The 23,685-nt window shown below is 57.8% G+C and carries 21 protein-coding genes and 4 tRNA genes; 19 read left to right on the top strand and 6 right to left on the bottom strand.

The genetic code is table 11. The annotated features are described in order from the left end of the window. The first annotated feature begins 34 nt into the window (after nt 1-34). Nucleotides 35-1,189 carry an MFS transporter gene (locus KGB18_RS14205; protein ID WP_223570123.1) on the top strand — a complete coding sequence of 385 codons (1,155 nt, stop codon included), beginning with the start codon at nt 35-37 and terminating at the stop codon, nt 1,187-1,189. A gap of 4 nt (nt 1,190-1,193) precedes the next feature. On the opposite strand, the gene nhaR is transcribed toward KGB18_RS14205, so the two are convergent. Continuing rightward, nucleotides 1,194-2,093, bottom strand: coding sequence for a transcriptional activator NhaR (gene nhaR, locus KGB18_RS14200; RefSeq protein ID WP_123720361.1), 900 nt, complete (start codon nt 2,091-2,093; stop codon nt 1,194-1,196). A 166-nt stretch (nt 2,094-2,259) separates the two neighbouring features. Between nhaR and KGB18_RS14195 the strand changes: the two genes are divergently transcribed. Both KGB18_RS14195 and KGB18_RS14190 read left to right on the top strand, forming a co-directional pair. Further along, entirely contained in the window at nt 2,260-2,502 is a 243-nt protein-coding gene (locus KGB18_RS14195) for a hypothetical protein (protein WP_038982399.1), read from the top strand. Between the two features lie 28 nt (nt 2,503-2,530). Then, nucleotides 2,531-3,280 carry a TerC family protein gene (locus tag KGB18_RS14190; protein WP_008011416.1) on the top strand — a complete coding sequence of 250 codons (750 nt, stop codon included), beginning with the start codon at nt 2,531-2,533 and terminating at the stop codon, nt 3,278-3,280. Nucleotides 3,281-3,359: 79 nt separating this feature from the next. Here KGB18_RS14190 and KGB18_RS14185 read toward each other — a convergent pair whose 3' ends face one another. Continuing rightward, nucleotides 3,360-3,530, bottom strand: coding sequence for a hypothetical protein (locus KGB18_RS14185; RefSeq protein ID WP_187326411.1), 171 nt, complete (start codon nt 3,528-3,530; stop codon nt 3,360-3,362). Between the two features lie 171 nt (nt 3,531-3,701). Here KGB18_RS14185 and KGB18_RS14180 point away from each other — a divergent pair, with 171 nt between their 5' ends. From KGB18_RS14180 to KGB18_RS14170, 3 genes are all read left to right on the top strand, one after another. Next, nucleotides 3,702-4,430 carry a peptidase C39 family protein gene (locus KGB18_RS14180; RefSeq protein WP_123720360.1) on the top strand — a complete coding sequence of 243 codons (729 nt, stop codon included), beginning with the start codon at nt 3,702-3,704 and terminating at the stop codon, nt 4,428-4,430. Between the two features lie 92 nt (nt 4,431-4,522). Then, nucleotides 4,523-4,738: a DUF6021 family protein gene (locus KGB18_RS14175; protein WP_052967284.1), complete on the top strand. Its 216-nt coding sequence runs from the start codon at nt 4,523-4,525 to the stop codon at nt 4,736-4,738. A gap of 12 nt (nt 4,739-4,750) precedes the next feature. Then, the gene (locus tag KGB18_RS14170; RefSeq protein ID WP_080370563.1) at nt 4,751-4,975 is read left to right on the top strand and encodes a hypothetical protein; all 225 of its coding nucleotides are present in this window, start codon (nt 4,751-4,753) and stop codon (nt 4,973-4,975) included. 57 nt (nt 4,976-5,032) lie between these two features. Here KGB18_RS14170 and pbpG read toward each other — a convergent pair whose 3' ends face one another. Then, a complete protein-coding gene (pbpG, locus tag KGB18_RS14165; protein ID WP_123720359.1) occupies nt 5,033-5,971 on the bottom strand; it encodes a D-alanyl-D-alanine endopeptidase in 939 nt (312 codons plus the stop codon). Nucleotides 5,972-6,197: 226 nt separating this feature from the next. Beyond that, the gene (gene folD, locus KGB18_RS14160) at nt 6,198-7,052 is read right to left on the bottom strand and encodes a bifunctional methylenetetrahydrofolate dehydrogenase/methenyltetrahydrofolate cyclohydrolase FolD (protein WP_052967286.1); all 855 of its coding nucleotides are present in this window, start codon (nt 7,050-7,052) and stop codon (nt 6,198-6,200) included. Nucleotides 7,053-7,331: 279 nt separating this feature from the next. Between folD and KGB18_RS14155 the strand changes: the two genes are divergently transcribed. The 11 genes from KGB18_RS14155 (at nt 7,332) to KGB18_RS14105 (ending at nt 17,676) form a co-directional block, all read left to right on the top strand. Then, nucleotides 7,332-7,408, top strand: a tRNA-Arg gene (locus tag KGB18_RS14155). A gap of 41 nt (nt 7,409-7,449) precedes the next feature. Continuing rightward, nucleotides 7,450-7,525 (top strand) — tRNA-His (locus tag KGB18_RS14150). 54 nt (nt 7,526-7,579) lie between these two features. Then, nucleotides 7,580-7,664: transfer RNA gene (locus tag KGB18_RS14145), tRNA-Leu, on the top strand. A 422-nt stretch (nt 7,665-8,086) separates the two neighbouring features. Beyond that, nucleotides 8,087-9,397: a trigger factor gene (gene tig / locus KGB18_RS14140; protein WP_123720358.1), complete on the top strand. Its 1,311-nt coding sequence runs from the start codon at nt 8,087-8,089 to the stop codon at nt 9,395-9,397. Between the two features lie 93 nt (nt 9,398-9,490). Continuing rightward, nucleotides 9,491-10,126 (top strand): ATP-dependent Clp endopeptidase proteolytic subunit ClpP, encoded by a 636-nt coding sequence (gene clpP, locus KGB18_RS14135; protein ID WP_007901795.1) that lies wholly within the window; start codon nt 9,491-9,493, stop codon nt 10,124-10,126. A 112-nt stretch (nt 10,127-10,238) separates the two neighbouring features. Then, complete coding sequence (gene clpX, locus KGB18_RS14130; RefSeq protein ID WP_007946893.1) at nt 10,239-11,522, top strand: ATP-dependent Clp protease ATP-binding subunit ClpX; 1,284 nt, start codon at nt 10,239-10,241, stop codon at nt 11,520-11,522. A 161-nt stretch (nt 11,523-11,683) separates the two neighbouring features. Continuing rightward, nucleotides 11,684-14,080, top strand: coding sequence for an endopeptidase La (gene lon / locus KGB18_RS14125; RefSeq protein WP_007901802.1), 2,397 nt, complete (start codon nt 11,684-11,686; stop codon nt 14,078-14,080). Nucleotides 14,081-14,230: 150 nt separating this feature from the next. Beyond that, nucleotides 14,231-14,503 (top strand): HU family DNA-binding protein, encoded by a 273-nt coding sequence (locus KGB18_RS14120; RefSeq protein ID WP_002552737.1) that lies wholly within the window; start codon nt 14,231-14,233, stop codon nt 14,501-14,503. 53 nt (nt 14,504-14,556) lie between these two features. Continuing rightward, nucleotides 14,557-14,633 (top strand) — tRNA-Asp (locus KGB18_RS14115). 102 nt (nt 14,634-14,735) lie between these two features. After that, on the top strand, nt 14,736-16,607 hold the full coding sequence (locus KGB18_RS14110) for a SurA N-terminal domain-containing protein (protein WP_052967288.1): 1,872 nt from the start codon (nt 14,736-14,738) through the stop codon (nt 16,605-16,607). Nucleotides 16,608-16,836: 229 nt separating this feature from the next. Continuing rightward, the gene (locus tag KGB18_RS14105; RefSeq protein ID WP_123720357.1) at nt 16,837-17,676 is read left to right on the top strand and encodes a DUF2242 domain-containing protein; all 840 of its coding nucleotides are present in this window, start codon (nt 16,837-16,839) and stop codon (nt 17,674-17,676) included. 347 nt (nt 17,677-18,023) lie between these two features. Here KGB18_RS14105 and KGB18_RS14100 read toward each other — a convergent pair whose 3' ends face one another. Both KGB18_RS14100 and KGB18_RS14095 read right to left on the bottom strand, forming a co-directional pair. Continuing rightward, a complete protein-coding gene (locus KGB18_RS14100) occupies nt 18,024-19,064 on the bottom strand; it encodes an AraC family transcriptional regulator (protein ID WP_223570122.1) in 1,041 nt (346 codons plus the stop codon). Between the two features lie 3 nt (nt 19,065-19,067). Then, nucleotides 19,068-20,198: a carbon-nitrogen hydrolase family protein gene (locus KGB18_RS14095; protein WP_223570121.1), complete on the bottom strand. Its 1,131-nt coding sequence runs from the start codon at nt 20,196-20,198 to the stop codon at nt 19,068-19,070. 210 nt (nt 20,199-20,408) lie between these two features. Between KGB18_RS14095 and KGB18_RS14090 the strand changes: the two genes are divergently transcribed. After that, on the top strand, nt 20,409-22,448 hold the full coding sequence (locus tag KGB18_RS14090) for an FAD-dependent oxidoreductase (RefSeq protein WP_223570120.1): 2,040 nt from the start codon (nt 20,409-20,411) through the stop codon (nt 22,446-22,448). A gap of 169 nt (nt 22,449-22,617) precedes the next feature. Continuing rightward, on the top strand, nt 22,618-23,595 hold the full coding sequence (locus tag KGB18_RS14085) for a 1-aminocyclopropane-1-carboxylate deaminase/D-cysteine desulfhydrase (protein ID WP_201060970.1): 978 nt from the start codon (nt 22,618-22,620) through the stop codon (nt 23,593-23,595). The last annotated feature ends 90 nt before the right edge of the window (nt 23,596-23,685 follow it).

Genomic DNA, 23,685 nt, shown 5'->3' with positions numbered 1-23,685 from the left:
TGTCGCTGGTGTCGTCGTTTTCCTGGAGTTCTGCATGCTGTTGCCCATTCTTCTGTTGTCCGCCGCCGGTTTTACGGTGCTGACCACGGAGTTCATCATCGTCGGCCTGTTGCCGGCAATCGCCCGTGATCTGGACGTCAGCATCCCTCAAGCGGGTTTGCTGGTGACCCTGTTCGCCTTTACCGTGGCCACGTTCGGACCGTTCCTGACCGCATACTTTGCAAGGTTTGAACGGCGCAAACTGTTTATCAGCGTGCTGATCATGTTCGGCCTGGCCAACACGCTGGCGGCGCTGGCGCCGAACATCGGGGTGATGGCCATTGCGCGATTGATTCCGGCGCTGGGGTTGCCGGTGTTCTGGGCGTTGGCCAGTGAAACCGCAGTGGACATCGTCGGGCCGGACTATGCCGGGCGGGCCATCTCCAAGATTGGTTTCGGCATTGTCTGCGCCACGGTGTTCGGTATTCCGGTGGGTACGCTGATTTCCGATGCGTTCGGCTGGCGCAGTGCCTTTGGCATTCTGGCGGTGATCGCGTTTGCCAAGGCGTTGCTGCTGTTTATCTACCTGCCGAAAACCAACCTGCACCAACATCAAGTGAGCTTCCGTTCGCAGTTCAGAATCCTGCGTAGCCCATTGATGCTGGGGCATGTGCTGTTATCGATCCTGGTGTTCAGCGGCATGTTCACCGCTTACACCTACCTGGCAGACATTCTTGAGCGGCTGGCCGGTTTCAACGGCACGATGGTCGGCTGGTGCCTGATGGGTTTCGGTGCGGTCGGCTTGATCGGCAATTCGTTGGGAGGTCGCGCGGTGGATCGGCATCCGCTAATTGCTTCAGTAACGTTCTGTGCCTTCATGATCGCCGGCATGGTGGCCTTGGTGCCGAACATTCATTCGCCCCTCGGTCTGGCGGCAGCGATGGGGATTTGGGGCGTGACTCAGGCCGCGCTGTTCCTGGTCAGCCACGTGCGTCTGATGAAGGCTGCGCCTGAGGCACCGGCCTTTGCTGCATCGCTGAACATCGCCGGGGCCAATCTCGGCATCGGTCTGGGCGCGATGGTCGGTGGGCGGGTGATCGACAGTGTTGGCTTAGGCGGCCTGGGTTTTGCGGCAGCCGGTTTTATCCTTGTCTCGATCCTGTTGGCGATGGCGCTGATGACCTTTAAACCTCGCGAAATCTGCGCCTGACACCTCACATCGCGGTAAACAGCTCGCGGCGAGCACCTTCGGTAATGGCGACAATGCCGGGGTGCTTGACCTTGCGCTCCACAGAGATGGCGTAGAACGACTCGCGCACCGCGTCGGTCTGGCCAATCAACTCCACGCCGCATTGGCGTCTCACTTCGTCGGCAATCACGCTCGGGCCGATGAATATCCCGCTGCCGGATTGGCCGAAAGCCTGCATCAAGGCGCTGTCGTCGAACTCGCCGACGATCTGTGGCTGGATCTGCTGTTCGGCAAACCAGCGTTGCAAGCGACTGCGCACCACGGTTTCCGGCCCGGGAATCAGCAGCGGGGCGCCGTGCAGGCTGCGGGGGAAGTCCTGGCCATATCGCGCCGCCAGTTCGGCTGTGGCGAAGAAGCTGATGCCGCATTCACCGAGTTTCTGGCTGTAGCCCTTGATGTCCAGATGCGAGGGCATCGGGCTGTCGGAAATCACTAGATCCAGGCGCTGAATCGCCAGGTCGGCAAGCAAACGTTCCAGTTTGTCTTCGCGACAGGTGATACGCAGGGGCTCGCTCAACTCCATGGTCGGCGCGATCAGGCGATAGACGATGGATTTGGGCACTACGTCGGCGACGCCCACCCGAAACAGAATCTGTTGCTCATTGGGCTGCGCCCGCAGCATCAATTCCAGCTCGCCACCGAGTTGGAACATCTGCTCGGCGTAGGGCAGGGTCTGACGCCCGGCTTCGGTGAGTTCCAGCTGCCGGCCGACCCGACGAAACAACTCGATGCCATAGGTTTGCTCGAGCAGGGAAATCTGCCCGCTGATGGTCTGTGGCGTCAGGTTCAGTTGCTCGCAGGCGCGCACGATGCTGCCGGTCTTGGCCACCACCCAGAAGTAATGCAGCTGTCGATAATTAAGCATCTATTTATATTCCGGGGCAGGAGCTGCAGATGAAGATATGGATTCGTTAAAACCGAAGTATAGCCGCTAAAAATACGAATTTTCCTGAAGTGTTTGCTTCCTTAGAATGCCTCGCTATCGACGGATCGCCTTTCCGGTTCTGTCTGTTCTATTTGAGGGAAGCATCATGAAGCTTAAAACCACGGCACTGCTGATCACGTCTTTACTGGTGTTGGCCGGTTGCGACCAGGCCGAGAAAAGCGCTCAGCAATTGATGGGCAAGGCTGCCGAAACCGCTAAGCAGGCAATTGACGATACCCACAAAGCGGCCGAGCAAGCGCTCAGCGATGCCACGGGCGGTTTGATCACCAAGAAAGAACAACCGGCCAAAGAGACGGACAAATCCGAATCTTCGTCCCAGGAAATCTAAACCGTCTACAACGAGTCAGGACTGACCCATGGAATACCTTTTAGAACTTGCTGCAAGCCCCACTGCCTGGGTCGCCTTGGCCACGCTGGTGGTGATGGAGATCGTGCTCGGCATCGATAACCTGATCTTCATCTCGATCCTCACCAACAAACTGCCCGAACAGCATCGCCAGAAGGCGCGGCGCATCGGTATCGGCATGGCGTTGATCCTGCGCCTGGCACTGTTGAGCACCATCGCTTTCATCGTCCAGCTGACGGAGCCTGTGATCGAGATTCTCGGCCACGCGTTCTCCTGGAAGGACATGATCCTGATCGCGGGTGGCCTGTTCCTGTTGTGGAAGGCGACCACCGAGATCCATCACAGCATGGATCCGGCGCCGGATGATCCGACGTCGGCCACCTCGACTGTGACCCTGGGTTTTGCCGCTGCGATCGGTCAGATCCTGCTGCTGGACATGGTGTTCTCCATCGACAGCATCATTACCGCTGTCGGCATGACCGAGCATTTGCCGATCATGATCATTGCGGTGGTAGTGTCGGTACTGGTGATGTTGTTGGCAGCTGACCCTCTGGCCAAGTTCATCAACGACAACCCGACGGTGGTGATGTTGGCGCTGGGCTTCCTGATCATGATCGGCATGACGCTGATCGCCGAAGGTTTTGGCGCCCACGTACCGAAAGGCTACGTCTACGCGGCCATGGCGTTCTCGGCCACGATCGAAGGCTTGAACATGCTGTCGCGTCGGGCCAGGCAGAAGCGCATTGCCGCTGAAGCTTAACCTTCGTTAAACGAAACGGCCGCCTGAACTCGAAAGAGTCCAGGCGGCCGTTTTTGTTTGGACGACTGAAAAGCGCCGGTCAGTGCGCGGTGGCGGGGTGGGCAGCCGGCTGATCGGTTTTCGCCACAGGCGCCGATTGAACCGGGTGATGATGGTGCCGGCGGGTAATACGTAAAACGCCCCACAGCATGGCGGCGGCCACGGCCAGCCAGCCGGAAATCAACATTACAATGGTCATTGTCAGGCTCATCAGTGCCTCCTCTTTGCCCTGCCTCGGGCACACACTCTTCCTTGGTAAATGACAGTTTAGCCGCTGCTGTATTTCAGACTATTGACCAAAGGTCGCCTGTCACCAACCAGTTCGCTCTATCGAATGTAATCAACTGCCGGTTAAGGCTATACCGCTGCCGCGCGGCATCCTATGATCGACGGCCAAGCCGGGAGTGTGAATACCTGGCGTCTGAACAAGAGAGTGATGATGGTGCGGGTATTTTCTCGAATTCGATCTTTGGTATTGATCGTTGGCTGCGTTGCCGGTCTGGCTGGTTGTGCGGGGAGCGTGGCGCCTGAGATCAAGCGTCTTCCTGAGCGGGTCGAACTCAGCGGTACGTTCTACCGTGGGCAAAGTTATCAAAGCGGGCCTCAGGTTCTGGCCAGCCTGCTGTCCCAGCAAGGCATCGTGATAACCCCGGGCTTACTCGACAAACCTCTGCATTTGCCGGGTGCCGAAGACCGCTTGCAGCAGAACATGCAGGACCTCGCGCGCGAGTACGGGATGGTGGTCTATCCCCTCGACAGCCATTTGCCAGCGCTGCTGGCCCAGGTTGCGGCCGGTTATCCGGTAATGGTGCGCTTCACCGAAGGCTCGGCGTTTTGGGCAGAGCCCCGATACGCCATTCTCGCCGGTTACAACCGTCAGAAGCAGACCGTGCTGCTGCGCGCCGGGATGGATCGTCGGTTGCTGATGGGGTTCAGCGCCTTTGACTCGGCGTTCGAGAATGCCGGTGGCTGGGCCGTATTGATCCAGAAGCCGGACCAGATTCCGGCCAATGTTGATCAGCAGCGCTGGCTGAAAGCGGCGAGCGATCTTGCCCAGTCAGGTCAGGAGCAGGCGGCAGCCAGGGCGAAGAAGGCGTTGAGCGCGAAGTAAGTTCCGCTCGTCATCGGCATGGCACTGCCACGCTATGCTGGAGTCTCAGGTAGAGGGTCCGGACTTTTCCGGGTCCATGATCAGGAGGCGCCATGGCACATTCCAATACCCCCACTGGTCCGCACTCGTCTGAGCATTCGTCCGATAATGAGTTGGGGTTCGACCCCGATTCCCCGGACGTTGCCGATCCTCAGGTCGATCCCATCGGGCCCGCCAAGGCGCCCAGGGATGTAAAGCCGGGTGAGGAGGGCAAGAAGGCCCCGGCAAAGCCTTACGATCCACTTGGCGATCTGAAACCCAAGCCCTAGTCAGAGGTGCATATGTCTACCGATTCGAGCTTCGACGACAAACGTCCAGATCCTCCAGACAGTGTTCCAACAACCCCCGAAGACGACCTGGATCCGGTGATGGATCCGGACAGCCCGTTAAGGGATCCGTTGGCCAGACCGACAGTGGTGCCGACGAAGCATCCGCAGGGTTGGAAAGACCCGAGTGCCGGGGATGGCATTCCGGATGACGATCAGATGCCGTTGCCTAATGATTAATCCCGGCCAAAAGAAAGCCCCGAATATTCGGGGCTTTCTTTTGGAGGCGTTTCTAGCTTATTTCGATGCTTCAACCACGCCGCTCTGGCGATGCTTGAGATTCTTGTCGGACTTGTACTGCAGGGCGACGGACGGCACGTTGGCGCTCTTGCCGGTTTCGACCCAGCTACGAATCCGGCTGGCATCGGCAAAGTGCGTGTACTTGCCGAAGGCGTCGAGAATCACCAGCGCCATCGGACGATCACCCATGTGGGTGACCAGCACCAGGCAGTGACCGGCCGCGTTGGTAAAGCCGGTTTTGGTCAGTTTGATGTCCCAGTTAGGCTTGTTGACCAAATGGTCGGTGTTGCGGAAACCCAGGCTGTAGTTGGGTTTACGGAACGAAACGGTTTTTTCCTTGGTGGTGCTCAGCTGAGTCAATAGCGGGTGCTTGTGTGCGGCGATCAGCAGTTTGCTCAGATCGCGGGCGGTGGACACATTGCGAGGGGAGAGGCCCGTCGGTTCGACAAAGTGGGTGCTGGTCATTCCCAGCGCTTTGGCTTTGGCGTTCATGGCGGCAATGAACGCGACATAGCCGCCCGGATAGTGATGGGCCAGACTCGCAGCGGCACGGTTTTCCGACGACATCAGGGCAATCAGCAGCATCTCTCGGCGCGGCAATTCGCTTTTGAGTTTGACCCGGGAAAACACGCCTTTCATTTCCGGGGTGTCGCTGATGTTGATGGAAAGGTATTCGTCCATGTTCTGCCGGGCTTCTACCACCACCAGGCCGGTCATCAGTTTGCTGACGGACGCGATTGGCACTACCACGTCAGGATTGCTGGCATAGATCACTTTGTTGGTTTGCATATCCATCAACAAGACGCTGCCGGAAGCGATCTTCAGCTGTGAAATGTCTCGGGGTGCGGCGGTGGTTTCTGCGGCGTTGATCGTTGGCGCGGTGAAAGTCCCTGTAAATGCAAAAAATAGGCTCAGGATTGAAAGACGGATTTTCACGCTGGCGGACTCATAAAGGGTGGATATGCCGTTTTGTAACGGGCTGTTTCTTTAAAAAGCGACGCATTTTAGGAGTATGGCTGAAGAACTGTCGATGGTTGTTCTATGTTCAGGGGAAAGTGCTTGGAAGCACGCTTTTCCGGCAGATGGTCGAGCTTTTTCTGCAGGCAAAAAGAACCCCGCGATGGCGGGGTTCTTTTATGCGACGCTGCAAGCAAGCGTGAACTCAGCCGTGCAGGGTTTCCGCGGCGTACAGCGTGTTTTCCAGCAGGCAGGCGCGGGTCATCGGGCCAACGCCACCCGGAACCGGCGTGATCCAGCCGGCGCGGGGCAGGGCGGTTTCGTAGATCACGTCACCGACCAGCTTGCCGTCTGCCTGGCGATTGATGCCAACGTCGATCACGATCGCGCCTTCCTTGATCCATTCGCCTTTGACCAGGCCCGGCTTGCCGGCGGCAACCACTACCAGGTCGGCGCGACCGACATGGCCCGCCAGATCCTTGGTGAAACGGTGGGTAACGGTGACGGTGCAACCGGCCAGCAGCAGTTCCATCGCCATTGGACGGCCAACAATGTTGGAAGCCCCGACAATGACAGCGTCCATCCCGTAGAGGTCGGCACCGGTGCTTTCCAGCAACGCCATGATGCCTTTAGGTGTGCACGGACGCAGCAGCGGAATGCGCTGGGCCAGACGGCCGACGTTATAAGGGTGGAAACCGTCGACGTCCTTGTCAGGACGAATGCGCTCCAGCAATTTGGAGGCGTCCAGATGTTCAGGTAGAGGCAGCTGAAGCAGAACGCCGTCAATCGCCGGGTCGTCGTTCAGGCGATCGATCAGATCGGTCAGTGCTTCTTGAGTTGTTTCGGCAGGCAGGTCATAGGCTTGGGAAAGGAAGCCGACCTCTTCACAGTCTTTACGCTTGTGCGAGACATAAACCTGAGAGGCAGGATCGCTGCCGACCAGGATCACCGCGAGGCCGGGTGTGCGCAAGCCTTGCTGGCGACGCTCGGCGACTCGTTTGGCGATCTGCTGGCGCAGGCTGGCGGCGATCGATTTGCCGTCGATTAGTTGTGCAGTCATTGCGCGTGATTAACCATCGAGAGGGGAAAAAAAGAGAGCGCATTCTCGCATGTCATGAGGTGAGGGCAAAGGCGCTTGGTCTGCAAATTCCCCTAACCCCTTTAATTAAATGAATTTTTTTTAAAAAAGAGTTGACGACCTTCAGGCTCACCTATAACATTCGTCGCACTTGTCGGGCACAGCCTAGCACTGGTTAAGAAGGTCGAGCAGAGTTGATGTTTAATTCGGTGAGACTGAAAGCACTTAGTTTGTAATCGTCCAAGAATACAGATTAACAAGGCGCCCGTAGCTCAGCTGGATAGAGCATCCGCCTTCTAAGCGGATGGTCGCAGGTTCGAGTCCTGCCGGGTGCGCCAATTAGGCAGCTTTGGCACAAGTAACGCAACATGGCAATATGGTGGGCGTAGCTCAGTTGGTAGAGCACGGGATTGTGACTCCCGTTGTCGAGGGTTCGATCCCCTTCGTCCACCCCATATTTAGAAAGGCGCCAGATTAACAGTCTGGCGCCTTTGCTTTAAAAGTTTGATGCGGATGTGGTGGAATTGGTAGACACACTGGATTTAGGTTCCAGCGCCGCAAGGTGTGAGAGTTCGAGTCTCTCCGTCCGCACCATTACAAACAGCTATTTAATAGCAGAAAACGGCGCAGCACCTGAAAAGGGCTGCGCCGTTTTTGTTTTAGAAGTCTGAATTTTCAAAACAACCGCATGTTCCGGGTTGAAAGGGCGGGTAGGGTCGTCGAATTTATGTATCTCGATGATGCTGATTCGCCCGTCGGTCCCCTCGTGGGGTCGGCTGTCAGGGATGGATTGCCGATTTCTTCTATATATAGAAGGATTGGTGCAGAGCCCTGGCATGACTGGCTGTATTTGCTAATGGGGCGAGGCACAACCGTTTGTCCCCGCCTATAAATTGCCTGCTGCTTTTTTACCCGTTTTCAGTAGGGTGACTTCTTGAGTTTGACCCACTAGAATGCATGCCCTTGATTCTGGGGTCGGAAACGGCCGGCTAACGTCTGTGCAACGAGGAATATCCATGCAAGTTTCTGTTGAAAATACTTCTGCTCTTGAGCGCCGCATGAGCATCACCGTGCCGGCTGAGCGCATCGAGACTCAGGTCAACAAGCGTCTGCAGCAGACTGCCCAAAAGGCCAAGATCGCTGGCTTCCGTCCAGGCAAAGTGCCTATGAGTGAAATCAAGCGCCGTTTCGGTGCTGATGCACGTCAAGAAGCCGTGGGCGATGTGATCCAGTCTTCCTTCTACGAAGCTGTTGTCGAGCAGAAGCTGAACCCGGCTGGCGCTCCTTCGATCGAGCCTAAATCGATGGAAGCTGGCAAAGATCTGGAATACGTCGCAATTTTCGAAGTGTTCCCGGAGTTCACCGTTGCCGGTTTCGAAGGTATCACTGTCGAGCGCCTGAGCGCTGACGTGGCTGATGCCGATCTGGACAAGATGCTGGAAATCCTGCGCAAGCAGAACACCCGTTTCGAAGTTGCCGATCGCGCTGCTCAGAACGAAGATCAACTGAACATCGATTTCGTCGGCAAAGTCGACGGTGAAGTGTTCGCTGGCGGTTCCGCCAAAGGCACCCAGCTGGTACTGGGTTCCGGCCGCATGATCCCTGGTTTCGAAGACGGTCTGGTCGGCGCTAAAGCCGGCGAAGAGCGCGTCCTGGACCTGACCTTCCCTGAGGACTATCAGAACCTCGACCTGGCCGGCAAAGCCGCTGAGTTCACCGTCACCGTGAACACCGTTTCCGAGCCTAAACTGCCTGAGCTGACCGAAGAGTTCTTCGCTCAATTCGGCATCAAGGAAACCGGTCTGGAAGGCTTCCGCACCGAAGTTCGCAAGAACATGGAGCGCGAACTGCGTCAGGCGATCAAATCCAAGGTCAAGAATCAGGTTATGGACGGTCTGCTGGCCACCAACCCGATCGAAGTGCCAAAGGCTCTGCTGTCCAACGAAGTCGACCGTCTGCGCGTACAGGCTGTCCAGCAGTTCGGCGGCAACATCAAGCCTGATCAACTGCCGGCCGAGCTGTTCGAAGAGCAAGCCAAACGCCGCGTTGTGCTGGGTCTGATCGTGGCTGAAGTGGTCAAGCAATTCGACCTCAAGCCTGACGAAGCCCGCGTTCGCGAGATGATTCAGGAAATGGCTTCGGCTTACCAGGAGCCTGAGCAGGTTGTGTCTTGGTACTACAAGAACGACCAGCAACTGAACGAAGTCCGTTCGGTTGTGCTGGAAGAACAAGTTGTGGATACTGTTCTGCAGAAAGCTAGCGTGACCGACAAATCGGTCTCTTACGAAGAAGCGGTCAAGCCGGTAGAAGCTCCACAAGCCGACTGATTGTTTTTGCGGTAAGAAGTACACACCATAAGCCAGCCTTCGTGCTGGCTTATGCGTATTCAAGACATAACTATTTGGGAGTGACTGCAGAGCATGTTCCGTAATTCGTATATTCAGCAGAACTCTGATATCCAGGCCGCCGGCGGCCTGGTCCCGATGGTTGTCGAGCAGTCTGCTCGTGGCGAACGCGCCTATGACATCTACTCGCGCCTTCTCAAGGAGCGAGTGATTTTTCTGGTTGGTCCGGTAGAGGACTACATGGCCAACCTGATCTGTGCGCAACTGCTGTTCCTTGAAGCGGAAAACCCGGACAAGGACATCCATCTCTATATCAACTCGCCGGGCGGTTCGGTGACGGCGGGCATGTCGATCTATGACACCATGCAGTTCATCAAGCCAAACGTGTCGACCACCTGTATCGGTCAAGCGTGCAGCATGGGCGCGTTTCTACTGACGGCCGGTGCCCAAGGCAAGCGTTACTGCCTGCCGAACTCGCGTGTGATGATTCACCAGCCACTGGGCGGTTTCCAGGGCCAGGCCTCGGATATCGAAATCCATGCCAAGGAAATCCTCTTCATTCGTGAGCGTCTCAACACGCTGATGGCCAAGCATAGCGGGCGCACTCTTGAAGAAATCGAGCGCGACACCAACCGCGATAATTTCATGAGTGCAGAAGCAGCGCGTGAATACGGGTTGATCGATGAAGTGATCAACCAGCGCCCCGCTTAAAATAAGCAGCTCAAAATAGGGTTGGTCAGCTGGTCTGATCACCGGCGGGCTTGAAAAAGCCCGCAATAGCCTTCATCTTGTGTTGCAAGCCTATCGGATTTGGATCGAACGAATGACTGACACCCGCAACGGCGAGGACAACGGCAAGCTGCTCTATTGCTCCTTCTGTGGCAAAAGCCAGCATGAAGTACGCAAATTGATTGCCGGCCCCTCGGTCTTTATCTGCGACGAGTGCGTCGACCTGTGCAATGACATCATCCGTGAGGAGGTGCAGGAAGCCCAGGCCGAAAGCAGCGCGCATAAATTGCCTTCGCCTAAAGAAATCAGCGGCATCCTTGATCAGTACGTGATTGGTCAGGAACGTGCGAAAAAGGTTCTGGCCGTAGCGGTGTACAACCACTACAAGCGTTTGAACCAGCGTGACAAAAAGAATGACGACGTCGAACTCGGCAAAAGCAACATCTTGCTGATCGGCCCGACAGGCTCGGGTAAAACCCTGCTTGCCGAAACACTGGCCCGCTTGCTGAACGTTCCGTTCACCATCGCCGACGCAACCACCCTCACCGAGGCGGGTTATGTAGGTGAAGATGTCGAGAACATCATTCAGAAGCTGCTGCAGAAGTGCGATTACGATGTAGAAAAAGCCCAGATGGGCATTGTTTACATCGATGAGATCGACAAGATCTCGCGCAAGTCTGACAACCCGTCGATCACCCGGGACGTTTCCGGTGAAGGCGTGCAGCAGGCCCTGCTCAAGTTGATCGAAGGCACGGTCGCTTCCGTTCCACCTCAAGGTGGTCGCAAGCACCCGCAGCAGGAATTCCTTCAGGTCGACACCCGTAACATCCTGTTCATCTGCGGTGGTGCGTTCTCCGGTCTGGAAAAGGTTATTCAAAACCGTTCCACCAAGGGCGGCATCGGTTTCAACGCGGAAGTTCGCAGCAAGGAAGAAGGCAAGAAAGTCGGTGAGTCCCTGCGTGAAGTCGAACCTGACGATCTGGTCAAGTTCGGTCTGATCCCGGAATTCGTCGGTCGTCTGCCGGTACTTGCCACGCTGGACGAGCTTGATGAGGCTGCGTTGATGCAGATTCTCACCGAGCCGAAAAATGCTCTGACCAAGCAGTATGCCAAGCTGTTCGAGATGGAAGGCGTGGACCTGGAATTCCGGGCCGACGCGCTGAAATCGGTCGCCAAACGTGCTCTGGAACGCAAAACCGGTGCTCGTGGACTGCGCTCGATCCTCGAAGGTGTATTGCTCGACACTATGTATGAAATCCCCTCGCAGTCCGAGGTGAGTAAAGTAGTGATCGATGAAAGCGTTATAGAAGGTAAGTCCAAGCCACTGTATATCTACGAAAACAGTGAGCCGGCTGCCAAGGCAGCGCCAGACGCCTAAGCGTCACACTGCTGAAATAAAGAAGGGGCCTTCGGGCCCCTTTGCTTTTAACGCGTTTTAACATTTTATTTGCGCTTGTTTTTTTTGAAAACAGCCCCCATCTTGGTTTCAAGCTTACATCCATCTGTTTACGGCCTTATGGCCGCCGTAGAGGCGAAATCATGAAGACAACCATCGAATTGCCTCTCCTGCCATTGCGTGATGTCGTGGTTTATCCGCACATGGTTATCCCGCTGTTCGTGGGGCGCGAGAAATCCATCGAAGCCCTCGAGGCAGCGATGACGGGCGACAAGCAGATCCTTCTGCTGGCTCAGCGAAATCCCGCTGATGACGATCCCGGTGAAGAAGCACTTTATCGCGTAGGCACCATCGCTACCGTTCTGCAGCTGCTCAAGTTGCCTGACGGCACGGTCAAGGTTCTTGTCGAAGGCGAGCAGCGGGGCGCCGTGGAGCGCTTCAGCGAAGTCGACGGCCACTGCCGTGCCGAAGTTTCGCTGATCGACGAAGTCGACGCGCCTGAGCGCGAGTCGGAAGTGTTTGTCCGCAGCCTGCTGGCTCAGTTCGAACAATATGTGCAGCTGGGCAAGAAAGTCCCCGCTGAAGTCCTGTCGTCGCTTAACAGCATCGACGAGCCAGGTCGCCTGGTTGACACCATGGCCGCGCACATGGCCCTGAAGATCGAGCAGAAGCAGGAAATTCTCGAAATCATCGATTTGTCGGCCCGGGTCGAGCACGTTCTGGCGTTGCTGGATGCCGAAATCGATCTGCTGCAAGTCGAAAAACGCATTCGTGGCCGCGTTAAAAAGCAAATGGAGCGCAGCCAGCGCGAGTACTACCTGAATGAGCAGATGAAGGCCATTCAGAAAGAGCTGGGCGACAGCGACGAAGGCCACAACGAAATCGAAGAGCTGAAAAAGCGTATCGATGCCGCCGGTCTGCCGAAAGACGCGTTGGCCAAGGCTCAGGCAGAACTGAACAAGCTCAAGCAAATGTCGCCAATGTCCGCGGAAGCGACGGTGGTGCGTTCGTATATCGACTGGCTGGTTCAAGTGCCGTGGAAGGCTCAGAGCAAGGTGCGTCTGGACCTTGCCCGTGCCGAAGACATTCTCGACGCCGACCACTATGGTCTGGAAGAAGTCAAAGAGCGGATCCTCGAGTACCTCGCCGTGCAGAAGCGCGTGAAGAAGATTCGTGGTCCCGTGCTGTGCCTGGTTGGGCCTCCAGGGGTGGGTAAAACCTCTCTGGCGGAGTCGATCGCTCACGCCACCAACCGCAAATTCGTCCGCATGGCCCTCGGTGGTGTGCGCGATGAGGCGGAAATTCGTGGTCATCGCCGGACTTATATCGGTTCGATGCCAGGAAGATTGATTCAAAAGATGACAAAGGTGGGGGTCCGCAACCCGCTGTTCCTGCTCGATGAAATCGACAAAATGGGCAGCGACATGCGTGGCGATCCGGCGTCGGCGTTGCTGGAAGTGCTCGATCCCGAGCAGAACCACAACTTCAACGATCACTATCTGGAAGTCGACTACGACCTGTCCGATGTGATGTTCCTGTGCACCTCCAACTCGATGAACATTCCGCCAGCACTGCTGGACCGGATGGAAGTGATTCGTCTGCCGGGTTACACCGAAGACGAGAAGATCAACATCGCTGTCAAATACCTTTCGCCGAAGCAGATTACGGCCAACGGCCTGAAGAAAGGCGAGCTGGAATTCGACGCCGAAGCGATCCGCGACATCATCCGCTACTACACCCGCGAAGCCGGTGTACGTGGGCTGGAGCGCCAGATTGCCAAGGTTTGCCGCAAGGCGGTCAAAGAGCATGCAATGGAAAAACGCTTCTCGGTGAAGGTCACTGCCGACATGCTCGAGCACTTCCTGGGCGTGCGTAAATTCCGTTACGGTCTGGCTGAGTCGCAGGATCAGATCGGTCAGGTCACAGGCCTGGCGTGGACTCAGGTGGGCGGCGAATTGCTGACCATCGAAGCCGCGGTCGTACCGGGTAAAGGCCAGTTGATCAAGACGGGTTCCTTGGGTGACGTGATGGTCGAATCGATCACCGCAGCCCTGACCGTTGTCCGCAGCCGTGCGAAGAGCCTGGGGATTCCTCTGGACTTCCACGAGAAGCGCGACACGCATATCCATATGCCTGAAGGGGCAACGCCGAAAGATGGCCCTAGCGCCGGTGTAGGCATGTGCACGGCCTTGGTGTCAGCATTGACCGGCATTCCTGTGCGCGCAGATGTTGCCATGACCGGCGAAATCACCTTGCGTGGTCAAGTGCTGGCGATCGGTGGTTTGAAGGAAAAACTGCTGGCGGCTCACCGTGGCGGAATCAAGACGGTGATCATTCCGGAAGAGAACGTACGCGATCTGAAGGAAATTCCTGACAATATCAAGCAAGATCTACAGATTAAACCAGTTAAATGGATTGACGAGGTCCTGCAAATTGCGCTGCAATACGCGCCGGAGCCCTTGCCGGATGTGGTTCCGGAGATCGTTGCAAAGGATGAAAAACGCGAGTCTGACTCTAAGGAAAGAATTAGCACGCATTAGTACGCATTTGCCTGGGGGGCTTGTTGACAGTTTTTTAGAGCCCTTGTTATAAAGCGGCTCTTAAGTGTCTGTAGGCCATTCAGCACTCGTTTTTTTGCTTTCACCAAAAAACTTAGAATCAAACTCAAAATAGATATAAGGGGACTTAGAGTGAACAAGTCGGAACTGATTGATGCTATCGCTGCATCCGCTGATATCCCGAAAGCTGCTGCTGGCCGTGCGCTGGACGCTGTAATCGAATCCGTCACTGGCGCTCTCAAGGCTGGCGACTCCGTTGTTCTGGTTGGTTTCGGTACCTTCTCCGTGACCGATCGTCCAGCTCGCATCGGTCGTAACCCACAGACCGGTAAGACGCTGGAAATCGCCGCCGCCAAAAAGCCAGGTTTCAAAGCCGGTAAAGCACTGAAAGAAGCTGTCAACTAAGTTCGATTCAGGTTTTTGCCTATCCGGGTCGGGGTCATTCCTGACTTGGCAGCGGAGCGGTAGTTCAGTCGGTTAGAATACCGGCCTGTCACGCCGGGGGTCGCGGGTTCGAGTCCCGTCCGCTCCGCCAGTTACGAGAAGGCGCATCCTCGGATGCGCCTTTCTTCTATCCGGATTCTACCCACGCTCCACGGTTGCCTAATTTTGAAGTTCAACCGTTTCTGGGGGACGCATGCTGCAGAATATCAGGGACAATTCACAAGGCTGGATTGCCAAGACCATTATCGGGATCATCGTTGTACTGATGGCTTTCACCGGTATCGAGGCCATTTTCCAGGCGACGACCAACAGCCAGGATGCGGCCAAGGTCAACGGTGAAGAAATCAGTCAAAACGAGCTGAACCAGGCGGTCGATATGCAACGCCGTCAGCTCATGCAACAGCTTGGCAAGGATTTCGATGCTTCCTTGCTCGACGAAAAAATGCTGCGCGAATCGGCCCTCAAAGGCCTGATCGATCGCAAACTGCTGCTGCAAGGCGCAGAAAAGTCGAAATTCGCTTTCTCCGAAGCGGCTTTGGATCAGGTGATCCTGCAAACGCCTGAATTCCAGGTGGATGGCAAGTTCAGCGCCGAGCGCTTCGATCAGGTGATCCGTCAACTCGGTTATAGCCGTCTGCAATTCCGCCAGATGCTGGCTCAGGAAATGTTGATCGGTCAGCTGCGTGCGGGCTTGGCCGGTAGCGGCTTTGTCACTGATGCGCAGGTTCTGGCCTTTGCCCGTCTGGAAAAACAGACCCGCGATTTCGCCACCCTGAACGTCAAGGCAGATCCTGCGGCGGTGAAATTGACTGACGACGAAGTCAAAGCCTACTACGACGAACACGCCAAGGAATTCATGACGCCGGATCAGGTGGTCATCGATTACCTCGAATTGAAGAAAGCGTCCTTCTTTGATCAGGTCAGCGTCAAGGACGAAGACTTGCAAGCGGCGTATCAGAAAGAAACCGCGAACCTGTCCGAGCAACGCCGGGCTGCGCATATTCTGATCGAAGTGAACGATAAGGTGACCGAGGCGCAAGCCAAGGCCAAAATCGAAGAAGTGCAGGCGCGTCTGGCCAAAGGCGAGACATTCGAGGCCCTGGCCAAGGAATTCTCCCAGGATCCAGGCTCGGCGAACAATGGCGGTGACCTCGGTTATGCAGGTCCAGGCGTCTACGATCCAGCGTTTGAAAAAGCCCTGTATTCGTTGGCCAAGGATCAGGTTTCGGAGCCTGTTCGCACTGACTTCGGTTTCCACCTGATCAAGCTGCTGGGCGTTGAGGCCCCTGAAGTGCCGACGTTTGCCAGCCTGAAAGACAAGCTGACCCGCGAGCTGAAAACCCAGCAGGTCGAGCAGCGTTTCGTCGAGGCGACCAAGCAGTTGGAAGACTCGTCGTTCGAGGCCTCCGATCTGGCCCAGCCAGCACAAGACTTGAAGCTGACTGTCCACACGTCCGCGCCATTCGGCCGGGAAGGTGGCGAAGGTATTGCGGCCAACCGTGCCGTGGTAACCGCTGCGTTCAGTCCTGAAGTGCTGGATGAGGGTGCCAACAGCACCGCCATCGAGCTGGACCCGGAAACCGTGATCGTGCTGCGCGCCAAGGAACACCGCAAGCCTGAGCAACTGCCGCTGGAAAGTGTGGCTGCCAGCATCCGTGCGCAACTGACCAAGGAGCATGCCAGTGCTGCCGCCAAGACCAAGGCTGATCAACTGATCGTCAGCCTGCGCGATGGCAAGACTGCACTGGACAAGGCGATCGACGGCCAGAACTGGAAAGTGACTCAAGCTGCGACTCGCGCTCAGGAAGGGGTCGACCCAACCGTGCTGCAAGCGCTGTTCCGCATGCCGAAACCGGCTGCCCAAGACAAGCCGACCTTCAGCAGCGTGACCCTGGCCGATGGTAGCCTGGTGATCGTGCGTCTGAACGGCGTGAACGAAGCTGCGGCACCGACCGAAGAAGAGAAGGTTCAATACCGTCGCTTCCTCGCTTCGCGCATTGGCCAGCAAGACTTTGCGGCCTACCGCAAACTGTTGGAAAGCGAGGCTGAGATCAAGCGTTTCTGATGCTTGACTGAGCTTTGCGCGACACAAAGACCCCGGCCGAAAGGCTGGGGTTTTTTATGGGTGAAACAAAAACGGCATAAGCTACCCGTCGCCTGCTTATTTACCGCGCGACTTTTTCCTGTCAGTAACAGTCAGTAGACTTGTAACTGTTTCAAGACACTAAACGGTGCGACGCTAAGCATCGATCTGTTGCACAATACGCCCCGAACCGTTTTCCTCAGGATGTTCAATGTTTAAATCAATTCCCATGCGGGTTGTGGGGCTGGCCTTGGTGCTGGCTGCCGCTGCCGGTTGTTCCTCGAAGAAAGCCGCCATCTACGAGCATGAGAACTTCGACGATTCCGGAACGTTCTCACGCAATTACCCGGTGACCGATGCGCAAACCTGCGAGGCCGCCCGTCGGGCTTTGCTCAGCCAGGGTTACATCATCACCAGCGCCGATCCGAAGCTGGTCAGTGGACACAAGAGCTTCCAGCAGACTGGCGATACCCACATGGAGATCAGCTTCAGTGTGGTCTGTGCCGATGACGGCAGCGAAGGGCATCACGCGACGATGTTCGCCAACGCCTTGCAGGACCGTTATGCGCTGAAAAAGACCAACAACTCCGCCAGTCTCGGTGTTGGTGTGTTGGGCTCGGTGTCGATGCCGATCGGCTCGTCCGACGACTCGATGGTCAAGGTCGCCAGTGAAACCGTGTCCTCGGCCAAGTTCTACGAGCGTTTCTTTGCTCTGGTCGAGTTGTTCCTGCCGCCGGAAGCGAAGAAGGCCGCGCACATCACCGAGAAGCCGAAGACTGATCTGGGTGTGCCTGAAGCCAAGGCTGCGCCGGCTCAGTTGGCGCCGACCCCGACCCCGGCGGCAGAACCTGCGCCTGCTCCAGCGCCGGCAGGTGAAACCGCTCCAGCCAGTTCGGAGCCTGTTGTGCCGCCTGCTGAAACGGCGCCGATTACCCCGGCACAGAGCAGCGAGCCGAGTTCGTCCACGGAAACGGTGACTCCATCGTCGGACTCAAGCACCATGCCCCCTCCGAGCGAGCCAATCTCGGCCATGCCTGTCTCCGGCCAGTAATAGGCTGATGTTACGGATCGGGTCAGACGACTCCGATCCCGTAACACCTTTCAAGATTGATCCACATCAAATCGAGCCGTATTCCTACAGCTCGTATCGAAAAAATCCTGTGATAAATTCCTGACCACCTGCTACGTTTTATTCAGTAGCGACGTGATGTCGTGCCAGCGTCATTTTTCTTTCATGCGGGCACTTTATGCTCAGGGCGCTGGTCATTTATTCAGATGATTTTTTCAACAGGCGATGGGGGTTTAATAATGGACGATTATCAAGAAGAACTGCTCGAGTATCAGGCGTTTGAACTGGACCCGCTGGAACCAGCCGAAGACGCTACAGAGTTGTAAGTCTTACGCGGATTGGCGATGACTGCGGCGAAACTCGCCGGGGGTCTGGCCGTTCCAGCGTTTGAAGGCCCGTTGGAAGGCTTCGGCTGAGGCAAAACCCAGCAGGTAGGCGATTTCCCCGAACGCCAGTTCGGTGTCGCGGATGTAGGTCATGGCGAGATCGCGGCGTGTATCGTTGAGAATTGCACGAAATTGCGTGCCTTCCTCGGCGAGTTTGCGACGTAAGGTCCAGGTTGGCAGCTTCAGGCGTGCCGCCACTTCTTCCAGGTCGGGTTCCCGACCACCATTGAGCAACGGCCCCAGTAAACGAGTGATACGTTCACGCAGGCTGCGGGTGCGTGTCAGTTGCTCCAGTTCCCGTTCACACAGTTGCAGCAGGTGCCGCCAGGTGCTCGGGCAGTGCTCCGGGTTGCGCTGGGCGAGGCTGTCCAGGCTCAGGCGCAGTTGGTTCTGTTCGGCGCCAAACTGAATCGGACAATCCCCCAGCACGGCGTATGCCTCGCGGTAATCCGGCGCCTGGAATTCGATCTCGATCCGTTCAGCGCGTAACGGGGCAGGGCTTAGGCTGGATAATTGCTGCAACCAGCCGGCGATGATCGAATCCACCACGAAGCGGTTGTAGGCGTTGTAGGGGCTGATGGAATAGAACCGCAGCCAGGCGCCTTGGGCGTCTTCGTGAAAGCTCGACTGGCCGCGATAGTTGGAGCCGTACAGTGCTTCGAAGCGAATCAGGCAGCGCGCCGCTTCCCGCACGGTGGGGGCTTGGGCGGCGGTGACTCCGGCCAGGCCGGCCTGGCTCAGGCGACTGAGCTGGCCCATGCGCAAACCCAATGCCGGATCGTCAGTCAGTTGAATGGCGCCGTGACCCAGGCGCATGTAGCGCGGGATCGAGAGACGGGCGCCGGCTTCGGCCAGCCGTGCGGCATCGAGGCCGTATTGTTCAAGCAGTGGTTGTGGGTCCAGGCCATGGCTGCGCACGGCGTCGGCCAGGCTATGGACAAAGCCCACCGACAAATCCCCGAGACGCATCGGCTGCGGTTTCATCGCTTACAGCCAGAGGTTCAGCAAACGCGCGCCCCGGGCATCGCCGTCGGCGAATTGTTGCCCGTTGCTGCTGAGGAAGCTTTGACCGGCGCTGCCCTTGTCCCAGAACTGGCCGCGCAGGAACACGCTCATGCCGGCGATGGCCTGGCTGCCGGACGGTTGGGCGATCAGCGTCAGCCGATGCCAGGCCTGACCTTCACTGAGTTCGCCAGCCTTGAGGCTCACAGAGTTCGGCGTGGACTGGCCTTTGTAGCCGGGCCACGGTTGATCCCAAGACCCGTGTCCGACGACGAACGCCGGGACCGCCAGCAGTTGCGCGCCTTGATCGTCGAGTTTGCGATAGTTGTCCGGATACCAACTGTCGCTGCCAATCAGCACGCCCAGGCGTCCGGCCGGTGTGTCGACGACATTGATCGTGTGTTCGGAATTGGCTTCGACAGAGTCATGCCCAGCGAAAGTCGGGTGCATTTGCCGCTGAGGCTGGCCAATCGGCAAACCGTCGCGACCGAACACTACGCTGCTGTTGTACAGGGCACCGCGGCCAATCTTCAGGGTGCCCTCGCTGACACTCGGCTCGGGCAGAACGATGGAACCGGCCACCAGGGTCACGTGGAAGTCTTTCGCCAGGCCGCCGAACAGTGCCTGGTAATCCCTGGCCATTTTCTTGGCTTTCATCCGCAAATGCGCATCGTCGAGACGGCTACCGCCCTCGGCACTGATCAGGGCGCGGATGAACTGCAACGGGTTGCTCACCGCCAACCAGTTCATGGCTTCCTTGAGCGTAGCGGCCTGGTACAACTCGTCTTTTTCGCCGCTGATCATCAGCCAGGTGCCGACATGTTCGGGCAGTACGACGATGGTTTTTTCATTCAGCAGGCCTTGATCCTGAGCCTTCTGCAAGTAGGCCGCGAGCTTGCGGTGCAAGCGTTCGGGGCTTTGATAATCGGTGGGGAACAACTCGGGCTGGATACCCAGAAGATTGCCGCGATCGGCGGGAGTGCCCTGATCGACCGCGAGACTGATGCGCAGGTCCGACAGGTAATGACCCACCGGACGGTCCGCGGCCCACATCGCGTAGGTCGTGAGGGCGGCGATCAACGCCATGGAGAAGGTCAGGTACAAAAGTTTGCGCATGGGGAAACAGTCAACGGCCGTGTGCAGGGTTCGCGACTAGGGTAGGGCCCATGCCCGCGCTTGCCAAGGGGCGCTGCACATTTGGATCAATAAGTTGTCAGTTACGGTCATTGAGTGACAGCAGTGCGACTCTTAGTCTGTCAGAACATGACTGACGGGGGCCGAAGAGCTCCTGCATTTTTTCCGTGATCGCTCGTTGTGGAGTTACCGATGGCCGCCGCTCATTACCCGCACCTGTTGGCCCCGCTGGACCTGGGTTTTACCACGTTGCGCAACCGCACCCTGATGGGCTCGATGCACACGGGCCTCGAGGAAAAGCCCGGCGGTTTCGAGCGCATGGCGGCGTATTTCGCCGAGCGTGCCCGTGGCGGTGTCGGCCTGATGGTTACCGGCGGTATCGGCCCGAACGATGAGGGCGGGGTTTACTCCGGCGCGGCCAAGCTGACCACCGAGGAAGAGGCGCTCAAGCACCTGATCGTCACCCGGGCAGTGCACGAGGCGGGTGGCAAGATCTGCATGCAGATCCTTCATGCCGGGCGTTATGCCTACAGCCCGAAACAGGTGGCCCCGAGCGCGATCCAGGCGCCGATCAACCCGTTCAAGCCTAAAGAGCTGGACGAGGAAGGCATCGAGAAACAAATCAGCGATTTCGTCACTTGCTCGACCCTGGCGCAAAAAGCCGAGTACGACGGCGTCGAGATCATGGGCTCCGAAGGTTATTTCATTAACCAGTTCCTCGCGGCCCACACCAACCATCGCACTGACCGCTGGGGCGGCGCTTACGAAAATCGCATGCGCCTGCCGGTGGAAATCGTCCGCCGGGTGCGCGAAGCGGTCGGCCCGAACTTCATCATCATCTTCCGTCTGTCGATGCTCGATCTGGTGGAAGGCGGCAGCAGCTGGGAAGAGATCGTGCAATTGGCCAAGGCCATCGAGCAGGCCGGTGCGACGATCATTAACACCGGCATCGGCTGGCACGAAGCGCGGATTCCGACCATCGCCACCAAGGTGCCGCGTGCGGCGTTCAGTAAGGTCACGGCCAAGCTGCGTGGCTCGGTGAATATCCCGCTGATCACCACTAACCGCATCAATACCCCGGAAGTCGCCGAGCAGATTCTGGCCGAAGGCGATGCCGACATGGTGTCCATGGCGCGGCCATTCCTCGCCGATCCGGATTTCGTCAACAAGGCTGCGGCCGGTCGTGGCGATGAAATCAACACCTGCATCGGTTGCAACCAGGCGTGCCTGGATCACACCTTTGGCGGCAAGTTGACCAGTTGCCTGGTGAACCCGCGGGCCTGCCATGAAACCGAACTCAATTACCTGCCGGTGCAGCAGATCAAGAAAATCGCCGTGGTCGGTGCCGGCCCTGCGGGGCTGTCCGCCGCGACCGTGGCTGCTGAACGTGGTCATCAGGTGACGTTGTTCGATTCGGCCAGCGAAATCGGCGGCCAGTTCAACATCGCCAAGCGCGTGCCGGGCAAGGAAGAGTTCTTCGAAACCCTGCGCTACTTCAACCGCAAATTGCAGACCACCAATGTCGAGCTGTGCCTGAACACCCGCGTGGATGTGGCGCAGCTGGTCGAGGGCGGTTACGACGAAATCATCCTGGCGACCGGTATTGCGCCACGGGTGCCGGCGATTCCGGGCGTCGAACACGCCAAGGTGCTGAGCTACCTGGACGTGATCCTCGAGCGTAAACCGGTGGGCAAGCGCGTCGCGGTGATCGGCGCCGGTGGTATCGGTTTCGACGTGTCGGAATTCCTCGTTCACGAGGGCGTGGCCACCAGTCAGGACCGCGAAGCGTTCTGGAAGGAGTGGGGCATCGATACGCTCCTTGAAGCGCGCGGTGGGGTTGCGGGGATCAAGGCTGAGCCGCATGCGCCAGCCCGTGAAGTGTTCTTGCTGCAACGCAAGAAGTCCAAGGTCGGCGACGGCCTGGGCAAGACCACTGGCTGGATTCACCGCACCGGTCTGAAGAACAAGCAGGTGCAGATGCTCAACAGCGTCGAGTACCTGAAGATCGACGACGAAGGCCTGCACATCCGCATCGGCGAAAGCGGCGAACCTCAGGTGCTGCCGGTGGACAACATCGTGATCTGCACCGGACAGGATCCGTTGCGTGAGTTGCAGGACGGTCTGGTCGCGGCCGGGCAGAACGTGCATTTGATCGGCGGCGCGGACGTGGCGGCGGAGCTGGATGCCAAGCGCGCGATCAACCAAGGGTCGCGGTTGGCGGCTGAGTTGTAGCAGCAAGCCCAGCGTGCCAATGGCCATCGCGGGCAAGCCCGCTCCCACAGATTCTATGTTGTTCATGCATTGTGTGAGCGACGCAAAATCCCTGTGGGAGCGGGCTTGCCCGCGATGGCATCCTCAAGGCTGCTAAGATGCCGGCTTCTTTCCCAGAGCCGGCAACTCGATGCTTCTCCCGCCCAGCGACTGGCTACCCCAAGCCCCCCTCGAACCCCTTCACCTCGACTGGCTCACCACCGCCGGCATCGACGTCGCAATCCTGCGTCTGGACCAGATCGACCCGCTGATCAGCGGCAACAAATGGTTCAAGCTCATCGAACACCTGAAAGCCGCCGACCAGACCGGCGCCCAAGGCATCATCAGCCTGGGCGGTGCTCATTCCAACCATCTCCACGCATTGGCCGCAGCAGGCAAACGCTTTGGTTTCACCACGGTCGGCCTGCTGCGCGGGCATCCGCAAGACACCCCGACGGTGAAGGACTTGCAGGCGTTCGGCATGCAGTTGCACTGGTTGGGTTATGGCGGTTATCGAGCGAGGCACGAACCGGGCTTCTGGCAGCCATGGCGGGAGCAATACCCTGCGCTGCATCCAGTGCCGGAAGGTGGTGGCGGCTTGCTTGGGGCGAAGGGCTGCGGGCAATTGGTGACTCTGGCCCGCGAGCAATTGAGCGGTCTGGGCTGGAGCCACTACGACGGCTGGTGGCTGGCCTGCGGAACGGGCACCACCCTGGCCGGGCTGGTTCTGGCCGAGGCGGGTGAGCATCCGGTGTATGGCGCGTTGGCGGTGCCTGACGATCATGGCGTGGCGCAGCAGGTCGAGAGGATTGTGCAGGAGGCCGGTCTGATCGATCCCGCCTATGAACTGCTGGACGCCAGCCGTGGCGGTTTTGCCAAAGTCGATCCGCCGTTGCTTGCGTTCATCGAGCAGACCGAACAGGCCAGCGGCATTCCTCTAGAGCCGCTGTACACCGGCAAAGCGCTGCTGGCGCTCAAGCAGCGAGTCGAGGCGGGTAAATTTGTCCGGGGCACGCGCTTGATCTTCATCCACACCGGCGGCTTGCAGGGCCGTCGGGGTTTCAGTTCACAAACCTTTGTGGCGAGGGGGCTTGCCCCCGTTGGACTGCGCAGCAGTCCCAAAACCTGAAAATGCGGTGTGTCAGGTTCGACACGGTCACAGATTATGGGGCCGCTTCGCAGCCCAACGGGGGCAAGCCCCCTCGCCACAGGGATCGGT

The organism is Pseudomonas sp. BF-R-26 (assembly GCF_019947395.1).
Taxonomy (GTDB): Bacteria; Pseudomonadota; Gammaproteobacteria; order Pseudomonadales; family Pseudomonadaceae; genus Aquipseudomonas; species Aquipseudomonas farris.
The sequence above is the reverse complement of the archived record's forward strand: the minus strand, read 5'-3'. Positions and strand labels throughout refer to the sequence as shown.